17 protein-coding genes and 1 pseudogene are annotated in these 19,900 nt (G+C 69.6%); 9 read left to right on the top strand and 9 right to left on the bottom strand.

Annotated features, from left to right (window positions below):
• Positions 1–210: 210 nt before the first annotated feature.
• Entirely contained in the window at positions 211–1,275 is a 1,065-nt protein-coding gene (locus KR541_RS25960; RefSeq protein WP_050012761.1) for a 2,3-butanediol dehydrogenase, read from the bottom strand.
• 347 nt (positions 1,276–1,622) lie between these two features.
• The gene (locus KR541_RS25965; RefSeq protein WP_050012760.1) at positions 1,623–2,363 is read right to left on the bottom strand and encodes a GNAT family N-acetyltransferase; all 741 of its coding nucleotides are present in this window, start codon (positions 2,361–2,363) and stop codon (positions 1,623–1,625) included.
• 371 nt (positions 2,364–2,734) lie between these two features.
• On the opposite strand from KR541_RS25965, the pseudogene KR541_RS25970 reads away from it, so the two are divergent.
• A pseudogene (locus KR541_RS25970) lies at positions 2,735–3,232 on the top strand (DUF3331 domain-containing protein).
• On the opposite strand, the gene KR541_RS25975 reads toward KR541_RS25970, so the two are convergent.
• Positions 3,201–4,403: a GNAT family N-acetyltransferase gene (locus KR541_RS25975; protein WP_050012758.1), complete on the bottom strand. Its 1,203-nt coding sequence runs from the start codon at positions 4,401–4,403 to the stop codon at positions 3,201–3,203. The pseudogene KR541_RS25970 and the gene KR541_RS25975 overlap by 32 nt on opposite strands.
• A gap of 195 nt (positions 4,404–4,598) precedes the next feature.
• On the opposite strand from KR541_RS25975, the gene pdxR reads away from it, so the two are divergent.
• From pdxR to KR541_RS26010, 7 genes are all read left to right on the top strand, one after another.
• A complete protein-coding gene (pdxR, locus tag KR541_RS25980; protein WP_050012757.1) occupies positions 4,599–6,077 on the top strand; it encodes a MocR-like pyridoxine biosynthesis transcription factor PdxR in 1,479 nt (492 codons plus the stop codon).
• 42 nt (positions 6,078–6,119) lie between these two features.
• Positions 6,120–6,521: a hypothetical protein gene (locus KR541_RS25985; protein ID WP_235356178.1), complete on the top strand. Its 402-nt coding sequence runs from the start codon at positions 6,120–6,122 to the stop codon at positions 6,519–6,521.
• A gap of 368 nt (positions 6,522–6,889) precedes the next feature.
• Positions 6,890–7,735: a CPBP family intramembrane glutamic endopeptidase gene (locus KR541_RS25990; RefSeq protein ID WP_050012756.1), complete on the top strand. Its 846-nt coding sequence runs from the start codon at positions 6,890–6,892 to the stop codon at positions 7,733–7,735.
• A gap of 44 nt (positions 7,736–7,779) precedes the next feature.
• Complete coding sequence (locus KR541_RS25995) at positions 7,780–8,685, top strand: hypothetical protein (RefSeq protein ID WP_050012755.1); 906 nt, start codon at positions 7,780–7,782, stop codon at positions 8,683–8,685.
• A gap of 348 nt (positions 8,686–9,033) precedes the next feature.
• Positions 9,034–10,629 carry a trypsin-like peptidase domain-containing protein gene (locus tag KR541_RS26000; protein ID WP_179233170.1) on the top strand — a complete coding sequence of 532 codons (1,596 nt, stop codon included), beginning with the start codon at positions 9,034–9,036 and terminating at the stop codon, positions 10,627–10,629.
• 228 nt (positions 10,630–10,857) lie between these two features.
• Positions 10,858–12,069, top strand: coding sequence for an MFS transporter (locus KR541_RS26005; RefSeq protein WP_216089888.1), 1,212 nt, complete (start codon positions 10,858–10,860; stop codon positions 12,067–12,069).
• 126 nt (positions 12,070–12,195) lie between these two features.
• Positions 12,196–12,735, top strand: coding sequence for a DUF4303 domain-containing protein (locus KR541_RS26010; RefSeq protein ID WP_050012752.1), 540 nt, complete (start codon positions 12,196–12,198; stop codon positions 12,733–12,735).
• A 55-nt stretch (positions 12,736–12,790) separates the two neighbouring features.
• On the opposite strand, the gene KR541_RS26015 is transcribed toward KR541_RS26010, so the two are convergent.
• The 6 genes from KR541_RS26015 to cobA form a co-directional block, all read right to left on the bottom strand.
• Entirely contained in the window at positions 12,791–13,489 is a 699-nt protein-coding gene (locus KR541_RS26015) for a fumarylacetoacetate hydrolase family protein (RefSeq protein WP_050012751.1), read from the bottom strand.
• Positions 13,490–13,606: 117 nt separating this feature from the next.
• On the bottom strand, positions 13,607–14,548 hold the full coding sequence (locus KR541_RS26020) for a helix-turn-helix transcriptional regulator (RefSeq protein WP_050012750.1): 942 nt from the start codon (positions 14,546–14,548) through the stop codon (positions 13,607–13,609).
• A gap of 90 nt (positions 14,549–14,638) precedes the next feature.
• The gene (locus KR541_RS26025; RefSeq protein WP_050012749.1) at positions 14,639–15,238 is read right to left on the bottom strand and encodes a uracil-DNA glycosylase family protein; all 600 of its coding nucleotides are present in this window, start codon (positions 15,236–15,238) and stop codon (positions 14,639–14,641) included.
• Between the two features lie 134 nt (positions 15,239–15,372).
• Positions 15,373–16,425 (bottom strand): CmpA/NrtA family ABC transporter substrate-binding protein, encoded by a 1,053-nt coding sequence (locus KR541_RS26030; protein ID WP_050012748.1) that lies wholly within the window; start codon positions 16,423–16,425, stop codon positions 15,373–15,375.
• 5 nt (positions 16,426–16,430) lie between these two features.
• Positions 16,431–17,024 (bottom strand): ANTAR domain-containing response regulator, encoded by a 594-nt coding sequence (locus KR541_RS26035; RefSeq protein WP_050012747.1) that lies wholly within the window; start codon positions 17,022–17,024, stop codon positions 16,431–16,433.
• 120 nt (positions 17,025–17,144) lie between these two features.
• Positions 17,145–17,906: a uroporphyrinogen-III C-methyltransferase gene (gene cobA / locus KR541_RS26040; protein WP_050012868.1), complete on the bottom strand. Its 762-nt coding sequence runs from the start codon at positions 17,904–17,906 to the stop codon at positions 17,145–17,147.
• A 659-nt stretch (positions 17,907–18,565) separates the two neighbouring features.
• On the opposite strand from cobA, the gene KR541_RS26045 reads away from it, so the two are divergent.
• Positions 18,566–19,891 (top strand): MFS transporter, encoded by a 1,326-nt coding sequence (locus tag KR541_RS26045; protein WP_050012746.1) that lies wholly within the window; start codon positions 18,566–18,568, stop codon positions 19,889–19,891.
• Positions 19,892–19,900 lie beyond the last annotated feature (9 nt).

Below are 19,900 nucleotides of genomic sequence, written 5' to 3' on the forward strand. Positions count from 1 at the left end.
TGTCGCCTGCCGCGACGGCGATCCGCCGGACTCGCGTGCGGCGGCCGGCGGATTGATCGGCGCACGCGGCAGCAGGGCCGGGGGCGTCCTGCACGATCGCGCCGTGGTGTCGTGTCGTGTCGCGGCACGTCGTCGATCGGGATGCGTTGGCGGTACGCGAGCCTGCGCGGCGCGGCGTGAATCGACGCCGCGGCCGCGCATGCCGTGCGGTCAGGAGACGGCCGGCTGGACGATGATCTTCACGTTGCGGTCCTTGTGGTTGACCAGTTCCTCGAAGCCGCGCGTGACGATGTCGCCGAGCGCGATGCGTCCGGTGATGAGCGGCTGCACGTCGATGCGGCCGTCCGCGATGAAGCGGATCACGTCCGCGAATTCGCCGTTGTACGCGAGCGAGCCGATCACTTCCTTCTCGGTCGACACGATGTCGAAGAAGTTGAACGGCGCCGGTTCCTCGAAGATGCCGACCATCACCGACTTGCCGGCCTTGCGGATCACGTCGATCGCGAGCTTCGCGGTGGTCGTGTGGCCGATGCACTCGAACGACACGTCGGCGCCGTAGCCGCCCGTCAGCGCCCTGACTTCCGCGATCGCGTCGGACGTCTTCGGATCGATCACGACGCTCGCGCCGACCTCCAGCGCCTTCTGCTTGCGCGCGGCCGACATCTCCAGCGCGATCACGCGCCCCGCGCCCGCGGCCTTCGCGCACATGATCGTGCACAGGCCGATCGTGCCCGCGCCGACCACGACGACGGTCTGCCCGACGATGTTGCCGGCTTTCTTCACCGCATGCAGCCCGACCGCGAGCGGTTCGATCAGCGCGCCGGCCTCGGTCGGGAAATTATCGGGGAGCTTGTACAGCAGTTCGGCCGGCACGTTCACGTATTCGGCGAACGCGCCGTCGTTCATCAGCCCGGTGAACGCGAGGTTCTCGCAGATGTTGTACAGCCCGTGCCGACAGTACCAGCAGGTGCCGCAATGCTGGCACGCGTCGGCCGTCACGCGGTCGCCGACCGCGAAGCCCGACACGCCCGCACCGAGTTCGGCGATCTCGCCGCTGAACTCGTGGCCGAGGATGCACTGGCCTTTCAGGCCGGTCAGCGGATGCGGCGCGTCGACCGGGATGAACACAGGCCCGGCGACGTATTCGTGCAGGTCGGAGCCGCAGATGCCGCACCAGTGCACGCGGATCGTGACCCAGCCTGCGGGCGGGCGCTCCGGAACGGGAACCTGTTCGACGCGGATGTCGTGGCGGCCATGCCAGACGGCGGCTTTCATGCTGGGCGGGGTGATCGATGCCGGTGTACTCACGTTGCTGTCTCCGTCAGGTTGTCGTCGGGCGTGCGGCAACGCTGCCGGTGCGCCCGTCGCGCGATTGCGCGATCGACCGGTATGCAGGAACGGGGCCAGCGTGAATCGGGGCTGTGCGTGGCGGTCGGAAGATGCCGGTACGCGCACTGCACCATGTCGCTTTTCGCCGTCCGGTAAAGGTTCGGAAGAAATGGCGGGTCGAATTTGCTGCGATAGCGAAGCGGCGAGTCGAGTGAGACGCCGGGACGTTCGTCTCAGCGCAATGAGACGAATCGCGAGACGAACCGCCACGGGCAGCGTTGCTCGATCCGCAGTCAGGCGAGCACTTCGTCGACGGCAACCGTCGCGAGCGCCGTGAATCCCGCAGCGCGGTACAGCGGCTGGCCGGCTTCGGTCGAGATGAGCCATACGCGCTGCGCACCGCGGTGCCGCGCGTGCGCGACGATCGCGGCGAGCAGCTGCGTCGCCAGGCCGCGACGCCGGTATGCGTCCGCCGTCCCGACGCGGTCGACGACGATATCGCGCGGCGACGCGAAACCATAGCGCGCGGTGGCCGCGATCTGGCCGTCGATGCGGTGCGCGAACAGGACCGCGGCCGGATTCGGCTGGAACGGCGGGAAGACGCCGCTGGCGTTGAACGCCGCGATGGCGTCCGGCGTGTCGCAGGCGAGTGCTCGCGCGAGCGCGTCGTCGCCGGACAGCCCGTCGATATCGGCGGCCATGAAGTGCTCGTCGGTCAGCCGGCGCGTCCTGCCGTGCAGCGCGGGCGGCAGCGGGGCCGCGCCGTAGCGCGTGATCCACGCGCCGACGGCAAACGGGCCGGCGCCGGCGACGGGCGCACCCTCGATCATGAAATGCTCGAACGGCCGGCCCATCGCGTCGTCGAACTGCACGACATGGCCGTCCGGGCCGTCGTACAGCGGCGCATCGCGCCGGTCGCGCGCGGCGCAGTATCCGGCGATGAACGCGCGTACGGCCGCCTTGCGGCGCGGGAAGGCGGACCACGCCTCGTCGAGCGGAAACAGCGTGGCCGGGGCGGGGGAGGCGGTCGGCATGCGTAGGTGCGCAGCGTTGTCGGGGGCGAGGCCAACAGCTTAAATCAGGACGCCGTCGGGCGTCGCGCCGGCCATTGTCGTCATCGCCGAAACGGATCGTTGCGCACGCTACCCCTTTACTTGAAGTTAACTTCAATTTGTATCATGTGCGGCAGTCCGATTGCGCTCGCGTCAGGCATCCCGTTGCACGCTGCCGCTTCGATGGCGGTGACGATGACCGAAGCGCCGGTCGCGGCCGATGCCGCCATGCCGCCATGCCGCCGTCGCGCGGCTGCCGGCGCGGCGATCGGTCTGTTCCTGCGGCGCGAACCGATGGGGCGGCGCTGAGTGCTGCGCCTGCGTCGGTCCACCTGCACGGAAATCCGTCAAGCATGCTCGACATCATGGAAAGCCTGATCTGCGAAGAAGACCGATCGTGCGATGTGCTCGCGTCCACGCTCGACGGAGACGATGCGCCGCCGTCGCGCGACGGCGTGGTCGCGCATCCGCTCGCGCCGATTCCGGCGCACGCGACGGCCGCGGCGTCGCCGTTGCGCCCGCAACTGTTCGTCACGGTACTGGAGGCGGGCGACGATGCACTGCTGGTGCGATGGGTCGAGAGCGGCCGCTGTCATTACGGCGAGCAGCGCTGGCGCCTGCGCGTCGCGTTGCAGCCCGGTCGCTGCGCGCTCTCGGGGCAGACGATCGAGCCGGGCGAGCCGGTGTTCCGGCCGGTGCGGCGGCCCGTGCCGGCCAATGGCGACTAGATGATCCACCCGGCAGCGGTGTCGGGTATGGACGGTTCGGCGTGTGATGGCGCGCCGGAGGACGGCGACGCACGCCGTCCGGGCGACGACGTTACTTCTTCAGATCGTGCCGGTACTGGATGAACCCGGCGTTGTTCGCGAGCTTGTCGTACAGCGCACGTGCGGTCGTGTTGGTTTCGTGCGTGAGCCAGTACACGCGGCTCGCGCCGGCTTCGCGGGCCCGTTCGTACACGGCCTCGATCAGCGCGCCGCCCGCGCCTTGCCCGCGCGCGTCGGGCGCCGTGTACAGGTCCTGCAGGTAGCAGTACGGCCCTTCCGTCCAGCACGAGCGGTGGTAGATCGCATGCACGATCCCGACCATCGCACCGGACGCGTCGAACGCGCCGAGCACGAACATCGGCTCGGCCGGGTCCATCAGGCGCGCCCAGGTCGTCGCGAACACCGCGCCGCTCAGCGCGGTGTCATAGAACGTCTGGTAACCCTGCCACAGCGGACGCCACGCGGCTTCGTCGGCGGCGACGAGCGGGCGCACCGTGACGCGCGTGGCGTCGTTTGCGCGGCTGGCCGCATCGCGCGCGGCGGCTTGCGCGTGGCGGATCGCGGTGAGCGACTGGCGCTGGTTGCCTTCGGCGTCGAAGTTATCCGGGGCGAGCCACGCGTCGAACGCGGCGCGGACGTCCGGCCATTCGCCGTCGATGATCGAGAACCACGCGGTGTCGCGATTGCGGCTGCGGTAGACGATCGCCTGCCGGAACGTGCCTTCGTAGCGGAAGCCGAGGCGCGCAGCCGCCTTGCGCGACGGCGCGTTCAGGTCGTCGCACTTCCATTCGTAGCGCCGGTAGCCGAGCGTGTCGAACGCATACTTCATCAGCAGGAACTGCGCTTCCGTCGACACCGGCGTGCGCTTGAGCAGTGGCGAGAACGTGACGGAGCCGACCTCGATCACGCCGTTGGCCGGATCGATGCGCATCAGCGCGAGCGTGCCGACCGCGCGGCCCGTGGCGCGATCGATCACCGTGTAGTGGAGCGGATCGGCGCTCGCCTGCGCGCCGCGCGCGTAGTCGCGGTAGCTGGACGCGTCGGCGTACGGGCCGTGCGCGAGATAGGTCCAGTCGCTGCCGTCGGGCGCTTGCGCGTAGGCGGCGTACAGGTCGGCCGCGTGGCGCTCGGCGTCGAGCGGTTCGAGTCGGCAGTAACGGCCTTCGAGCGCGATGCGCTCGGGGCGCGGACGCGCGGACCAGTCGGGAACGGGGTGGCCGATGGGCTGCTGGAAAGCGTTGGTGAGCGTGGGCAAGGTCGATCTCGCTTCGGTTGTCGGCCGGCGACATGCCGGCATGCAGACGATCGTAGTCCCGGCGAGGTACCATGAGAAGCGCCAGAGTATGGCAAATTTATGGTGCCATGAGCGGTGGCCGTCAGGCGTATGAGCGCTTACCGGTGCGCCACCGCCCATCCGTCCCGTTCCCGCCTTTCACGCTGCAATGTTCCGATGACGACTGCCTTTCCTTCCGCCGACGCGCCGTTGCTACCGCTCGATGCGCCGCTGGCGCGCGCGCCCGGCGCGCCTTCGCTGCAGCGCCAGTTGCTGCGCCGCGTGCGCGACGCGATTCTCGGCGGCGCGATGCCGGCCGGCACGCGGCTGCCCGGCACGCGCGCGCTGGCCGAAACGCTCGGCGTGTCGCGCAATACGACGGCCGCCGTGTACGAGCAGCTCGTCGCCGAAGGCTTCCTGCAGTCGGACCGTCGCGGCACGCGGGTCGTCGGGCTGTCGCGGCCCACGCCGCCGCGCCGGCGTGCGGCGCCGCCGGCCGTCGCGCAGCGGCTCGGCCGGATTCGCCCGAGTCTCGTCGGCACCGGCGAATCGGAGGGCTTCCGGCCGGGCGTGCCCGCGCTGTCGCATTTCCCGGTGGACGCGTGGCGGCATGCGATCGACCGCGCGTTGCGCCGCGCCGGCCGCGACCTGCTGGCGTACGGCGATCCGCTCGGCGAGCCCGCGTTGCGCGAATCGATCGCGCGCCATCTGGCCGTCACGCGCGGCGTGCGCTGCGACCCGGAGCAAATCGTGATCACCGAGGGCGCGCAGGGCGCGATCGCGCTGTGCGCGCAGTTGCTGACGAATCCGGGCGATACGGTGTGGGTCGAGGAGCCCGGCTATCGCGGCGCGCGCACCGCGATGCAGGCGGCGGACCTCGACGTCGTGCCGATGCCGGTCGACGCGGAAGGGCTGCGCGCGGAACCGGACGACTGGCGCGAGCGACCGCCGCGCCTCGTCTACACGACGCCGTCGAACCAGTTCCCGACCGGCGCCGTGCTGTCGATCTCGCGCCGGCTCGCGCTGATCGATGCGGCGCGCCGCCATCGCGCGTGGATCATCGAGGACGACTACGACAGCGAATTCCGTCACACCGGCGAGCCGATCGGCGCGATGCAGGGGCTCGCGTCCGATTCGCCGGTCGTCTATCTCGGTTCGTTCAGCAAGACGATGTTTCCGGCGCTGCGGATCGGCTTTCTCGTGCTGCCCGACACGTTGCTGGCCGCCGTGCGGCCGGCGCTGCCGGAGATGCTGCGCGGCGGGACGCGCCACGTGCAGCTCGCGCTGGCCGATTTCATCGAGACGGGCGAGTACGGCCGGCATCTCGGGCGGATGCGCCGGCTGTATCGCGACCGGCGGCGTTTGCTGCTCGCCGCGCTCGACAGCAGCCTGAGCGTGCCGCATCAGGTCGAGGGCGGCCCGTGCGGGCTGCATCTCGCGTTGCGGCTGCCGGCGCGTTATCGCGATCGCGCGATCGTCGAAGCGGCGCGCGCGCATGGCATCGGGCCGTTTCCGCTGTCGGGTTTCGCGATCGATGCGGCGCGGGCCGGCAACGGGCTCGTGCTCGGCTTCGGCAATACGTCGGCCGACGCGTTCGAGCCGATGTTGCGGATGGTGTCGACGATCGCGGAGCGGGTGGGCGCGGGTGGCGCGTGATGGTATGGTTTCTCGATTTCAACTGCTTGCTGCCCGATCGTGATGACGCTCCGCCCATCCCTGCTGTTCGCTGTGATTGCCTGCACGTCGTGGGCGACCGTCGCCGCTCACGCGCAACCGACGCGCGACGGCTTCGTCTGCGATACCGACAAGCATCACATCGTGATCGACCACGCGGCGGATCGCGCATTGCGCTACCGCGCATGGAACAAGCTGCATCCGGTCGACGGGAAGCCGGACGTCGACGTGCGCGGCGGCACGGAAACCACGGGCGGAACGAATCCGTGCGTGAGCACCGACTGGTCGTTCAAGCGCGGCAATATCACGTACGAGGTATCGGACAGCGCCGCCTGCACCGACGGCAAACCGCCGCGCGGCGCTTACGGGACGGTCTCGGTGACAATCAACAAGGAATTCGCCGCGCGTTACTGGTGCGTCAAGTAACCGGTGCTTTAAAACACCGAAAGGCTGCGCCGTCAGCAAAACATTCAATATTTTAAAAAATCGGCCGATATCCTGATATTGAAGTTTCCTGAACGCGCGACGTGAATCGAAAGTCTTGCTTTTTCGATCGTAAGGGATGTTCAATGTCGCTTGCCACGACACATGCCATGAGCGACGATTCTGCCCCGTGACAAGCGGTTACTTTTTCATGATGAATGGATAGTGGAGGACGAAGGCCGGCGCAAGTCGCGATGCGTCGCATCGGCCATGTGCTCCTATAAATAAAAATGCCGATCCGATGAGATCGGCCGCAGGCATCCGAGCGCGCAATCACCGCGTGTGCCGTCTGCGACATCGTACAGAGCCAGATGAAACCCGATTCAAGCCACTATTGCTTCCCGAATCTGCTGGAAGCGTTTTTTATCGTCGTCGTGCTGAACCTGGTCGAGTATTTGACGAACTCGATTATCTGGTCGCTCGGCCGCAACGCAGGGCTTCAGACGATGGCGATCGCCAGCATCGGAAGGGTGCTCGCGAACGGGCTCTTATTTACGGTGCTGCTTCATCACAGCAAATTGACCTACCGTAGCCTGCTGCACGACAGCGTGGATTCCTGGCGAACGACGATCAGGCGATTTCTCGTGCCCGTTTTGCTGATCACACCGGCATTGCTCGTGGCGATGAGCGTGCTTGAAGTCGGCGTCGGGCAGTTTTTCCCGTGGAGCGGAAGCCGGGAGGACGCCGACGAGGTTTATGCGAATGGCGGACTCGGCCTGATCGTATTGACCTGCGTGATTGCGCCGCTACTCGAAGAGATGTTGTTTCGCGGCGTGATGCTGCGCAGCTTCTTGCGACAGTACCCGGAGGGAACGGCTATCGCGCATTCGGCCGCCGTGTTCGGTCTCGCACACTTGAATGTGTATCAATTCGCGCTCGCATTCGGACTCGGTTTGTTGATCGGAAAGCTCTATGCGGCTACCCGATCGTTGTTGCCGGGAATGTTGATTCACGCCTGCTACAACACCGCGGTGGTCATCGTCGCACTGAAATCGCCGTTCGTCCTCACCAGGGAGAGCCTGCTCGAGATCTGGCCGACGTCCTGGTGGTTCGGCGCGCTCGCGTTGGGCGGCGTCGGCGCATGGGGGCTGGTCAAGTCGGTGGATGCGCTGCGAATGGCGCCCGCGCGTACGGCAAACGACAACGGCGCGAACTGAGCGCGCGTCATGATGGTTTCTACAACGAGAAAACGAGGTAAAGCATGCGGGGCAAGCAAGTCTGTCTGGTGGGTCTGGCGAGTACGGTGTTGATGCTGGCGGCGTGTGGCGGCGGCGATGACGGTGGCGCGGCCAAAACGGGCAGCAACGCATCGAACAACGATACGGCGGGAACGCCGACGGTCACGCCGCCCGCCACGCCGGCGCCGGGCGCGCCTGCCCAGCCGTCCGCACCCACGGCCTGCCGACCGAACGGCCGCTTCAGCTATTCGGGCGCGGCGTCGCCGGTTGCGGCGAACAACGGCCAACTGGCGGTGCTCGTAGTGCCGAATTTGCCGAGCGAGTGGGCGAAGAACCGCAACATGACGGCGGACAATGTGCCGGCGACGAGCCTGGTTCAGCAGGGAAGCGGCGCGTTTACGACGCTGGCGTCGTCGGCGGCGGCGACCGACTGCCTCGGGCTCGACCACGGGGCCGTGACCGAGATCCAGGGCGTCGGCACCGATGTGGCGATCGGCCGGTGGAATCGCGCGATGGACACCGACGGCAATACCTATACCGATGCGCAGGGCGTGCACTACGCGGTCGGCACGCCGCTGTCGTTGCCCGCCACGGGCGCTCCGCTTTCGTGTACGCAGGTAATCTCCGACACGGTGGCGAGCAACAACGGCGGCGCGGATGGGACGCTCGTTTCGGCTTCGGCCATGCTGGATCCGGTCACGCGCATGCTCACCACGCTGAACCTGTCGATCCAGCTCGGAAGTGCGCAACACGGGCTGACATATACGCAGGTGCCGTTGAACGGTGTGTTGAAGACCACCGGGCCCGCAACGATTCAATCGATCGTTGTCGGACATGACGCGGCCCAGCCGCTGGTCGCCGTCGGTTACACGGCTGCGTTGCCGAACACGCAAGGCGTCGGCGGGGTGGCGGTATTGTCGTGCCACTGAACGGAGCGGGTGCCGGCTCGTCGACGGATGCGGACCGATGACGGACCATCCGCGCTTCGCATGCTGTCTGTCGGTGATGCGCGACAGGCTGATGATTGCCCGCAGACCGTCACGCTGACGCCGGCACGCGCACCGCTGCGTGGTGGATATTCGGATTGACGAACCGCGCGCTTTGTTCGAAACGAACGCCGTCGCGGTTCCGCCGCCACGGCGCCTCCCGGCATACGGGTTTCGATTCGTGTGTTCCAACCGGCGCGTGCGCTATAAATGGTTGGGTGTACCGGTGCTTGTCGGGCGCCTGCGCGTCTCGCGCAGGGTAGCGTCGCGGCTGCCGGGGGAGGTGGCACCGTGGTTTGCCAGACGCTTGCTCGCGCCGTGCTTCGCACCGCGTTGATCGGGGGCGTGTTTGCCGGATGTTGGCCGCCGCCCGCCGCCGTTGCCGGCACCCTCGCACCGCACGCCGCACCACCGGCGATGAAGGTGCGGCCGCCCGCCGCGCCTTACGCGATGCCGGTCGATTTCCCGGCGATCGTCGAGCGCTACGGCCCGGCGGTCGTGACCATCGTGGCCGCCACACCCGATCCGCAAACCGGCGGGCCGGCCTTTGCCGCCCTCGATCCCGACGATCCGCTCGCCGCGTTCTTCCGGCACGGTGCGGCGCCGCCCGCACAGGCGGCGCCGGCGTCCGATACGCCGCGTGCGGTGTCCGGCAGCGGCTCGGGCTTCATCGTCAGCGCCGACGGCCTGATTCTCACGTCCGCCCACGTGGTCGACGAGGTGACCGACGTGACGGTGCGGCTCACCGACCGCCGCGAATTCAAGGGGACGGTGCTGGCCGTCGATCCGCAAAGCGACGTCGCCGTGCTGCGCGTCGACGCGACGAAGCTGCCGTTCGTGCGCGTCGGCGATTCGTCGAAGGTCCGCGCGGGAGAACCGGTGATGACGATCGGCGCGCCGGACGGATCGGGCAACACGGTCACGGCCGGCATCGTCAGCGCGACGTCGCGCCGGTTGCCGGACGGCAGCGCGTTTCCGTTCTTCGAGACCGACATCGCACCGAACCCGGACAACTCGGGCGGTCCCGTGTTCAATCGCGCGGGCGACGTGATCGGCATCGCGGTGCAGGTCTATACGGGCACCGATCGCTACGCAAGCACGACGTTCGCCATCCCGATCGCATTCGCGGCAAGGATGCGCGCCCAGTTGCGCGCGCAACAGCAGGCGCAGATGCAGACGCAACAGCAGGCGCAGCAGGCCCAGGCGCCTGCGCCGTCGGGCAATGCGCTGGGCGCGGACGTGCAGGACGTCGGCGTCGGGCTGGCCGCGGCGTTCGGGCTGCCGCGTCCGGCAGGCGCGCTCGTCAACGGCGTCGCGCCCGGCTCGCCGGCCGCCGCGGCGGGCCTGAAGCCCGGCGACGTGATCGTGAAGATGGGCGACAAGACCATCGGTCGCTCGGCGGAACTGGACGACCTGGCCGCCGCGCTGTTGCCCGGCGCAAAGGCGCCGCTGCGCGTGATCCGCAACCGTGCGCCGGTGAAGCTGACGATCACCGGCGCCGACGACGCGGGCATGAGCGCGGCCGCAACGGTCGGCATGGCCGCACCTAAGTCCGCTGGACGGCCGGGGCCGGGGCCGGCCGCCGGCGAGCCCGGCGACGGCGGTGCCAGCGGTGACCGCGGCGATCGCCTCGGGCTGACGATGCACGCGCTGAGCGACGCCGAGCGTCGGTCGACGGGGCTCGCGATCGGGATGATGGTGGACGCGGTGCACGGCCCGGCCGCGCGCGCAGGCATCCTGCCCGGCGACGTCGTGCTGGAACTCAACGACACGCTGCTGGAGACGCCGGACGACGTGCAGACGCTCGAAGCGAGCGGCGGCAGCGTGATCGCCGTGCTGATCCAGCGCAACAACGCGCGGAAGTTCGTCTCGGTGCGCGTGCGGTAGGGCGTTGACGCGGCTGCTAGCGTCCGCCTAACATCGTCCGGTATCGCTGGCGGTCCGCCACGCATTCAGGAGCCATTCGGCATGAAAACGGCTTGCTTCATCGTAGTAGTCCACAGGCGCAGGGTCCGGTAGCGGCACCGCGCCGGCACCCATGCGCCCCCGACTCGTTCGGGGGCTTTTTTTTGTGTTGCGCACGGCCGTGCGGCCCGTGCGCGGGAGGGCATCCGCTTGTCATCGAACCTGTCGACCGCTTCCGATCCGGCGTCGCCGCGACACGCAACGTTGATCCTGTTGTGCGCGTTGTCGGTGCTGCCGCTGAGCCTGTTCCTGCCGTCGCTGCCGGCGATCGTGCGCGACCTGCACACCGACTATGCGCTCGTCGCGCTGTCGCTCGGTGGTTATGCGGCGGTGGCCGCGTCGCTCGAATGCGTGACGGGGCCGCTGTCCGACCGGTTCGGGCGGCGGCCGATCGTGCTGACGAGCGTCGCGATATTCGCGCTCGGTTCGCTCGGCTGCGCGATGGCGACCGATATTCGCGTGTTTCTCGGCTGCCGGCTGATGCAGGCGGCGATCACGTCGGTCTATCCGGTGTCGATGGCGGCGATCCGCGATACCGGCGGCGGGGCGCGCGCGGCGAGCCGGATCGGCTATGCGGCGATGGCCGCCGCGTTCGCGCCGATGCTCGGCCCGACGCTCGGCGGCGTGCTCGATCAGACGGTCGGGTGGCGCGCGAGCTTCTGGCTGCTCGGCGCGGTCGGCAGTGCGCTGTTCGGCTGGTGCGCGTTCGATCTCGTCGAAACCCATACGCGCCGGCCGTCGAGCTTCGCGCAGCAGCTTCGTGCGTATCCGGCGCTGCTGCGTGCGCGCCGTTTCTGGGCCTATGCGCTGTGCATGGCGTTTTCGACGGGCACGTTCTATGCCTTCCTGGCCGGCGCGCCGCTCGCCGCGAAAACGCTGTTCGGCATCGCGCCGGCGGAGATCGGCTTCTACATGGGGACGATCACGGCCGGTTTCGTGGGTGGCAGCTTGCTGGCCGCGCGGGTCGCGCGCCGCTACGCGCTGGCCACGACGATCCTGTGCGGGCGGGTCGCGGCGTGTGCGGGTCCGCTGACCGGCCTCGCGCTCGTGTCCGGCGGCGCGACGCACGCGCTCGCATGGTTCGGTCCGTGCGTGCTGGTCGGCATCGGCAACGGGCTGAGCAATCCAGGCGCCCATGCGGGCGCGGTGTCGGTGCGCCCGGAGCTGGCAGGCAGCGCGTCGGGGCTGGCCGGCTCGATGACGATCGGCGGCGGCGCCGCGCTGTCGTCGCTGACAGGCGCGCTGCTGACCCCGCGCAATGCCGGCTACCTGCCGCTCGCGATGATGCTGCTGTCGGCGGCGATCGCGCTGGCGGCCGCCGTGTGCGTGCGGGCGTTCGACGGGCAAGACGCCGGGCGGTGAGCGCGGGTGCGCCCCGGTACCGGCGCGCGGCCGAATGACGGACAATCCGCCGCATGCCGGGAGACGACGCATGATCCGCGCGCCGCGTGTCCCGGCGAGCGCAAAGGGCGACTGGACGAGGATGCGATGAGCGACTTTTCTGATTTCCAGCGGGACATTGCCGACGCCGCGAGGGCGACCTTCAGGGCGCTGCGGGCGTTGCACCCGGACGAGCATTTCTATGCGTTTGCGCTGTACACCGACAGCGGCGCGATGACGGTGGTGCCGGCCGCCAATTCTGTCGAAGGGCTGCGCCGAATCCGCGCGCAACAGGCGGTGGCGGACGACGATCCGTGGTTCGTGTGGGGCGTGTCCGAATGGGCGTACGCGGCGGCCGAGGCGTCGCCGTTCAACGCGATCTGCGGCAGGCTCGCCGACGAAGTGCTGAGCCCGCAGTTCGTCCAATCGCGCTTCAGCGAATTTTCCCGGCAACTGCACGTCGACATGATCGCGGCATTGCGGCTGCTCGATCGCGACGGCGTGTTCGGCACGGGTGACGACAGGGCGGCCATCACGCTGTTCGTGTCGATCAGCGACGACGACGCGGCCGAGGCGCTGGAAAACGCATCGGCGAAAGCGCTGAATCCGCCCGCCGTCGCCGACGCGTTCCTGCGCCGCTACGACTGACCGGCATCAGAATCTCGCACGGCGGCCCGGGCACGCGGCCGCCGCGCATGTCGCGTTACGGCTTCGCGCCGACCACGAATTCGAACGTCGCGATGCCGTCGACGCCGCCCGTCACGCGATCGCCCGGCTGCAGCGCGCCGACGCCGGCCGGCGTGCCGGTGAAGATCAGGTCGCCGGCCTTCAGCTCGACCGAGCGCGACACGTACGCGATGACGTCGGGCACGGGCCAGATCATGTCGGCGAGGTCGCCTTGCTGGCGCGTGTCGCCGTTGACCGCGAGCCAGATGCGGCCGGTCGCCGGGTGGCCGGTGGCCGTCGCCGCGCGCAGCGCGGTCACCGGGCCCGATGCGTCGAAACCCTTCGCCCAGTCCCACGGCCGGCTCAGCTTCTTCGCTTCGGCCTGCAGGTCGCGGCGCGTGAGGTCGACGCCGACGCCGTAGCCCCACACGTGCGACAGCGCGTCGGCCGGGTCGATCGACCGGCCGTCCTTGCCGATCGCGACGACCAGCTCGATTTCATGGTGGAGGTCGTTCGTCAGCGGCGGATAGGCGACCGTGCCGCTGGCCGGGACGATCGCGTCGGCCGGCTTCGTGAAGAAGAACGGCGGTTCGCGGTCGGGGTCGGCGCCCATTTCGCGGGCGTGGTCGGCGTAGTTGCGGCCGACGCAGAAGACGCGGCGCACCGGAAAGCGCGCGGACGACTGTTCGACTTCGACGGAAGGACGCTCAGCGGCGTCGATGACATAGGCGGACATCGGATTGGCCTCGTTCGGTAGGAAGACGGACGACCGGCGCGTCGGCCGGCATGCGTGCAACGATACCCGACGCGCGTGCGCGCGGATGCGACGCAACTGCGTTTTACCGGGACAAAACTACGCGTCGGCGGCCGGCTGCGCGTCGTCGGCGGCGGGCAGCGCGGCGTTCGCGTCGCGGTACGCCTTCGGCGACACGCCGACCCGCGCACGAAAGCGCCGTGCGAAATAGCCTTCGTCGCGAAAGCCGACCGAGCGTGCGATGTCCGCGATGCGCCGGCTGGTATGGGCCAGCAGCGACTGCGCGAGCGCGATCCGGCGCTCGGTCACGAGATCGGTGAAGGTGCTGCCGGTTTCCTTGCGCACCAGGTGCGCGAGGTAGTTCGGCGACAGAAACGCGGCTTCGGCGGTCGCGGCGAGCGTCAGGTCCTCCCGGGTCAGGTTCGCCCGCACGTGGCGCAGCACGCGGGCCAGTGCGTCGCGCCGGCCGGCGCGCTGGGCGCCGCGTTGCGCGAGCTTGTCGAGCGCGCCCGCGTACTGCGTGCAGACGAGCCCGATCAGTTGCAGCAGGTAGCCGCGCAGCAACGTGGTCGAGCCGAACGTGCGCACGCGATCGGCGTCGAGCATGCACAGCGCGAGGCGGCGCGCTTCGTCGTACGTATCGCCGGTCAGGATGAAATCGACGTGCTCCTGGAAGCGGAACGGCGTCAGCTCGGGGAAGCGGTGCGCGGGCACGTCCTCGAGATCGAGCGGATCGACGTCGAGATCGGCGCGCAGGAACGCCTGGCTGAAGTTGATCACGATGAAATGCGCGCCTTCCGGGTGCGGAATCAGGTGCTCGCGGTGCGGCAGCACGAACGCGAGCGCGCCGCGCGGAAACGGTCGCGTGACGCCGCCGATGCGCTGCTCGGTGTCGCCGCCGAGATTGAACTGGATCTGGAAATACGCGTGCCGGTGCGGCTCGGTGATCGCCTGGCGCGACGCCTGGTCGCGGATGTAGAAATCGAGCCGGTCGCTGCGTTCGGGCATCCCGTACAGGCGCGGCGGGGCGGTGGAGGGCATGAAGGATTGTGCTGTTCGTGACGCGGTGGAGCCGCGATGGTACAGCGAACCGGGCGCGACGGGGACGGGCGCGGCCCCGCGCCTACCTGGTCAGCCCGTCGCGAGCGGCGCGACCCGGCGCCGCAGTTCGGGCACGACGTCGGCGTCGAACCACGGATGGCGCTTGAACCATGCCTGGTTGCGCGGCGACGGATGCGGCAGCGGCAGGATCGCGGGGCCGTAGTCGCGCCACGCATGCACGGTGTCGGTCAGCGTCGCCTTGCGCGCGCCGCGCAGGAAATGCCGCTGCGCGTACTGGCCGATCAGCAGCGTGAGCCGGATCGACGGCAGTTCGGCCAGCAGCCGGTCGATCCACAGCGGCGCGCATTCGGGGCGCGGCGGGTTGTCGCCGCTCGCGCCGCGGCCCGGGTAGCAGAAGCCCATCGGCACGATCGCGAAGCGCGTCTCGTCGTAGAAGGTGTCGGCGTCGACGCCGAGCCAGTCGCGCAGCCGCATGCCGCTCGCGTCGTCCCACGGGATGCCGCTCGCATGGACGCGCGCGCCCGGCGCCTGCCCGACGATCAGGATGCGTGCGTCGCGATGCGCGCGCACGACCGGGCGCGGGCCGAGCGGCAGGTCGGCTTCGCATGCACGGCACGCGCGGATTTCGGTGAGCAGCACGTCGAGCGGCGCGCGCGTTGGTTTCGGCATTGATTCGGAGCGGGGATGAGGTGGCAACGCGGTGTCGCCCGAGCGGCACGAGCGGCCGGCGGTCGGCGGCCGCGCCGCCTCCGGGGCGCCAGCGGGGACCGGCTGCACTGCGCGGTGCGCGCTACGGCTACGCGCTACGCCAGCGACAGACCCGCCGCGCCGCCTTCGGCGACCGCAGCATCATACAACGCGGTCTGCGCGATCGCCGCGGCGATGCCCGCGTCGTCGTGCGAACCGTCGAGCATGCCCCAGCGCCGGTATTGCGACAGGAACCACTGGCCCTCGCGCGGGTCGGGCCGGTTCACCGCGCCGCCGTCGTGAAAGCGGATCGGCAGCGGCGGCGTCGCAAACGGCCCCGCGCCGTAGTCGCCGAGCAGGCGCGGCGCGATCAGCCGGGCCGGCACGCCCAGCGCGTCGGGCGACGCGAGCCAGTCGGCCGCCTCGCGGCGGTGCGCGGCGCTGTCGAGCCACGCGCATGCGTCGACGAGCGTGCGGACCAGCGCACGTGAGGCGGCCGGATACAGTGCGACGAAATCGCGCCGGGTCGCGAGCACCTTCTCCGGGTGATCGGGCCAGATCTCGCTCGTGACGGCGACGGTGCGGCCTGCGCCGCACGCTTCGGCCACCGCGTGCCACGGCTCGCCCGCGCAGAAGCCGTCGAGCTCGCCGCCCGCGAGTGCCGCGACCATCTCGGGCGGCGGAATCACGACGCTGCGCACGTCGCGCAGCGGATCGACGCCGTGCGACGCGAGCCATGCGTTCAGCCACATCGCGTGCGTGCCGGTCGGGAAAGTTTGCGCGAGCAGCGGCTTGCGGCCGAGCGTCGCGAACGCGGCGCGCACGCTGCCGGTCTCACGGTAAGCGTCGGCGAGGCCGCGCGACAACGTGATCGCCTGGCCGTTGCGGTTCAGCACCATCAGCGCGGCCATGTCGGCCTGCGGGCCGCCGATGCCGAGCTGCAGCCCGCAGACGAGCCCATACAGCGCATGCGCGGCGTCGAGCTCGCCGCTGAGCAGCTTGTCGCGCACGGCCGCCCACGACGGCTGGCGGCTTAATTCGAGCGTGAGGCCATGACGCGCACCGAGGTTCAGGCGTTGCGCGACGATCAGCGGGGCCGCGTCGCTGAGCGCGACGAACCCGAGGCGAAGATGCGCGCGTTCCGGCGCGGCGGGAGGAGAGGTATTCATTGGACTCATGACTGGGGTGACGCGTCGAGCAATTGTCGCGCGACGTCGACGATGCGCAGGCCCTGATCCATCGCGCGCTTGCGCAGCGCCGCATAGGCGTCGTGTTCGGACAGCTTGCGCTGGTCCATCAGCACGCGTTTCGCGCGGTCGATCAGCTTGCGCTCCTCGAGTTCGCGCTCGACGTCGGCCAGCCGGCGGCGCAGCGCGTCGTCGTGCGAGAAGCGCGCGAGCGCGACTTCGAGAATCGGCGCGAGGCGCTCGGCCGACAACCCTTCGACGAGATATGCGCTGACGCCCGCGCCGACCGCCGCGCGGATCAGTTCCTGGTCGGCGTCGTGGCTGAACATCAGCACGGGGCGCGGCGCGGTTGCATGCATGACCGCGAGTTGCTCGAGCGTGTCGCGCGACGGCGAATCGGTATCGATGATCACGACGTCGGGGCGTTGCTCCTCGACGGCCGCCGGCAGGCGCGCGGGCGTCGCGACGTCGTTCAGCATCTCGTAGCCGAGGCGCGCGAGCGCGTCGCCGAGTTCGCCGATCGGCTTGTCGGTATCGGTGACGAGCAGCACGCGCAGGCGGGCGGGGGCGGACGAACTCATGAGGCGGGCAACAGGAGCAGTGATGCGTCGGTGCAACCGGCGAGCGATGCAGGCAGGCCGCACGCGCGGCCGGGGCGAAAGGAAACGGGGAGCGGCTGAGGCCGCGCGATGCCGCGCATGTCAGGCGGCCCGCGCAAGCGCCGCGTCGGCTGCCGCGTCCGCGTCCTGCGCGGCCGCTTCGCCGATCGCGCCGCCGACGAGGATCACGGCCGGGCTGCCGAGCCGCGCCGCTTCGACGCCGCGCGCGAGCGTGCCGAGCGTGCCGGTCCAGCGGCGCTCGTCGGGCGTGCCGGCCCATTGCACGGCTGCCGCCGGCGTCGACGCGGGGAGCGCGGCGAGCAGGCCGGCCGCGATGCTGTCGACGCGGCTCATCCCCATGTAGATCGCGAGCGTGGTGCCGGTCGCCGCGAGCCGTGCCCAGTCGGGTTCGCCATGGTCCTGGCGGTGCGCGGTGACGAACGTGACGCCCTGGCAGTGCTCGCGGTGCGTGAGCGAGATGCCGAGGCTCGCGGCGGCGGCGAATCCCGACGAGATGCCGTTGACGATCTCGACCGGAATCGCGGCCGCGCGCAGCGTCGCGAGCTCTTCGCCGGCGCGCCCGAACAGCAGCGCGTCGCCGCCCTTCACGCGCACCACGTGCGCGCCGCGCAGCGCGTAGCGACGCATCAGCTTCTCGATGAACGCCTGCGGCGTGGAGCGGCAGCCGCCGCGCTTGCCGACGCGGATCACGCGCGCCTGCGGCGCGAGTCCGACAATGCCGGGCGCGACGAGATCGTCGAGCAGCAGCACGTCGGCGGCGGCCAGCGCCTTTACCGCCTTCAGCGTGAGGAGATCGGGGTCGCCGGGGCCGGCGCCCAGCAGCGTGACTTTGCCTGTCGTCATTGTCGTATTCCTGTGCCGCATCGCATCGCTGCGGCGGTCTGATGTCGCGTTGTTGCGCGGCGGCGGCGGGCGGTCGAAACGCACCGGCATCCGGCCGTGCCGTGCACGGGGGGACGCCGTTGTCCTGTCGGACCCGCCGTGAAGGGCGGGCAGGGTTTTGCGGGGACTGCCCACCGGCGCCGTTGCCGGTGATGCATAGCGTTCAGCAATATCCGGGCCAACCGACGCAACGCGCGGTCAGCGCATGCCGCGATGCACTGCGCGATGGCCGCACGCGTGCATGCGCATGCCTCACATAGGCCATCGCCATGTCGCATCGGTGTGCATCGTGCGCCGTCCGCGCGCACCGCGATGTCGCACGGCGACAGTGCTGCAGCGCACCACATCTGTGCCTCGGTGCATCGCGACGGAGAGCGCGCGATGCGTCGCCTCGCGTCGCGTGCTGTCCGGCAAGCCTTGTGCGACGAGGCTTTCGGCCGGATTCGTGCCGATATGGCACGGCGTTTGCGTAAGCTGGTTCGGGCGGATCAACGGCGATTCGCCCGCAGTACCGAATACTGACGCGCCCGGCAACGGGCTTCATGGGCAACGGCGTCCTACGCATCGGGTCTCGACGAGACCGGGTGCGCAGGACGCCGTTTTTCGTTTGGGCGGACGACATGACCGACAAAGCTACCCGTATCGATCTCTTCAGCCTCCGCACCGCGCCGATGCGCGCGTTCCATCTGACGTGGATGGCGTTCTTCGTATGCTTCTTCGCGTGGTTCGCGTGCGCGCCGCTGATGCCGCTGATCGCGCGCGAATTCCATCTCACGGCGGCGCAAGTCGCGAACATCAACATCGCCGCGGTCGCCGCGACGATCGCCGTGCGGCTGCTGGTCGGCCCGATGTGCGACCGCTTCGGCCCGCGCCGCGTGTATGCCGGGCTGCTGCTGCTCGGCGCGATTCCCGTGTTCGCCGTGTCGTTCACGCACGACTACCTGTGGTTCCTGATCTGCCGGCTCGGCATCGGCGCGATCGGCGCGGGCTTCGTGATCACGCAGTACCACACGTCGGTGATGTTCGCGCCGAACGTGGTCGGCACCGCGAACGCGACGACGGCCGGCTGGGGCAATGCCGGCGCGGGCGCGACGCAGGCGCTGATGCCGCTGCTCGTCGCCGCGGGCCTGATGCTCGGCTTCGGCGAGGATTCGTCGTGGCGCATCGCGCTGGTCGTGCCGGGCGTGGCGATGCTCGTGATGGCGTGGGCGTACTGGCGTTTCACGCAGGACTGCCCGCAAGGCGATTTCGTCGCGCTGCGCAAGCAGGGCGTAACGATCGACAGCGGCAAGAAGGGCGGCTGGGCGAGCTTCTTCGCGGCCTGCGGCAACTACCGCGTGTGGATGCTGTTCGTCACGTACGGCGCGTGCTTCGGCGTCGAGGTGTTCATCCACAACATCGCCGCGCTGTACTACGTCGATCACTTCAAGCTGTCGCTGAAGGACGCCGGCTTCGCGGTCGGGATGTTCGGGCTGCTCGCGCTGTTCGCCCGCGCGCTCGGCGGCTGGCTGTCCGACAAGATCGCCGCACGCCGCAGTCTCGACGTGCGCGCGACGCTGCTGTGCGCGCTGATCATCGGCGAAGGGCTCGGGCTGATCTGGTTCTCGCATGCGCAAGGCATCGGCATCGCGCTCGTCGCGATGCTCACCTTCGGCCTCTTCACGCACATGGCGTGCGGCGCGACCTACGCGCTGGTGCCGTTCATCGACCGCAAGGCGCTCGGCGGCGTCGCGGGCATCGTCGGCGCGGGCGGCAACGTCGGCGCGGTCGCCGCGGCTTTCCTGCTGAAGGGCGTCGGCGATGTGCAGCACACGTTGAGCCTGCTCGGCCTTGCCGTGACCGCGACCGCGTTGTGCGCGATGGCCGTGCGCTTCAGCGAAGAACACAAGGCGCGCGAAGCCGAGCTGCGCGATCGCGCGCTGGCCGCCGCGAGCGCCGCGAACTGATCGACCGAA

The organism is Burkholderia sola (genome assembly GCF_905400185.1).
GTDB lineage: Bacteria > Pseudomonadota > Gammaproteobacteria > Burkholderiales > Burkholderiaceae > Burkholderia > Burkholderia sola.

Excerpts from the sequence above, each read along its gene's own strand:
- KR541_RS25960 (WP_050012761.1), bottom strand. The coding sequence starts at position 1,275 with ATGAAAGCCGCCGTCTGGCATGGCCGCCACGACATCCGCGTCGAACAG.
- KR541_RS25965 (WP_050012760.1), bottom strand. The coding sequence starts at position 2,363 with ATGCCGACCGCCTCCCCCGCCCCGGCCACGCTGTTTCCGCTCGACGAG.
- pdxR (WP_050012757.1), top strand. The coding sequence starts at position 4,599 with ATGACGACTGCCTTTCCTTCCGCCGACGCGCCGTTGCTACCGCTCGAT.
- KR541_RS25985 (WP_235356178.1), top strand. The coding sequence starts at position 6,120 with ATGACGCTCCGCCCATCCCTGCTGTTCGCTGTGATTGCCTGCACGTCG.
- KR541_RS25990 (WP_050012756.1), top strand. The coding sequence starts at position 6,890 with ATGAAACCCGATTCAAGCCACTATTGCTTCCCGAATCTGCTGGAAGCG.
- KR541_RS25995 (WP_050012755.1), top strand. The coding sequence starts at position 7,780 with ATGCGGGGCAAGCAAGTCTGTCTGGTGGGTCTGGCGAGTACGGTGTTG.
- KR541_RS26010 (WP_050012752.1), top strand. The coding sequence starts at position 12,196 with ATGAGCGACTTTTCTGATTTCCAGCGGGACATTGCCGACGCCGCGAGG.
- KR541_RS26015 (WP_050012751.1), bottom strand. The coding sequence starts at position 13,489 with ATGTCCGCCTATGTCATCGACGCCGCTGAGCGTCCTTCCGTCGAAGTC.
- KR541_RS26020 (WP_050012750.1), bottom strand. The coding sequence starts at position 14,548 with ATGCCCTCCACCGCCCCGCCGCGCCTGTACGGGATGCCCGAACGCAGC.
- KR541_RS26025 (WP_050012749.1), bottom strand. The coding sequence starts at position 15,238 with ATGCCGAAACCAACGCGCGCGCCGCTCGACGTGCTGCTCACCGAAATC.
- KR541_RS26030 (WP_050012748.1), bottom strand. The coding sequence starts at position 16,425 with ATGAATACCTCTCCTCCCGCCGCGCCGGAACGCGCGCATCTTCGCCTC.
- KR541_RS26035 (WP_050012747.1), bottom strand. The coding sequence starts at position 17,024 with ATGAGTTCGTCCGCCCCCGCCCGCCTGCGCGTGCTGCTCGTCACCGAT.
- cobA (WP_050012868.1), bottom strand. The coding sequence starts at position 17,906 with ATGACGACAGGCAAAGTCACGCTGCTGGGCGCCGGCCCCGGCGACCCC.
- KR541_RS26045 (WP_050012746.1), top strand. The coding sequence starts at position 18,566 with ATGACCGACAAAGCTACCCGTATCGATCTCTTCAGCCTCCGCACCGCG.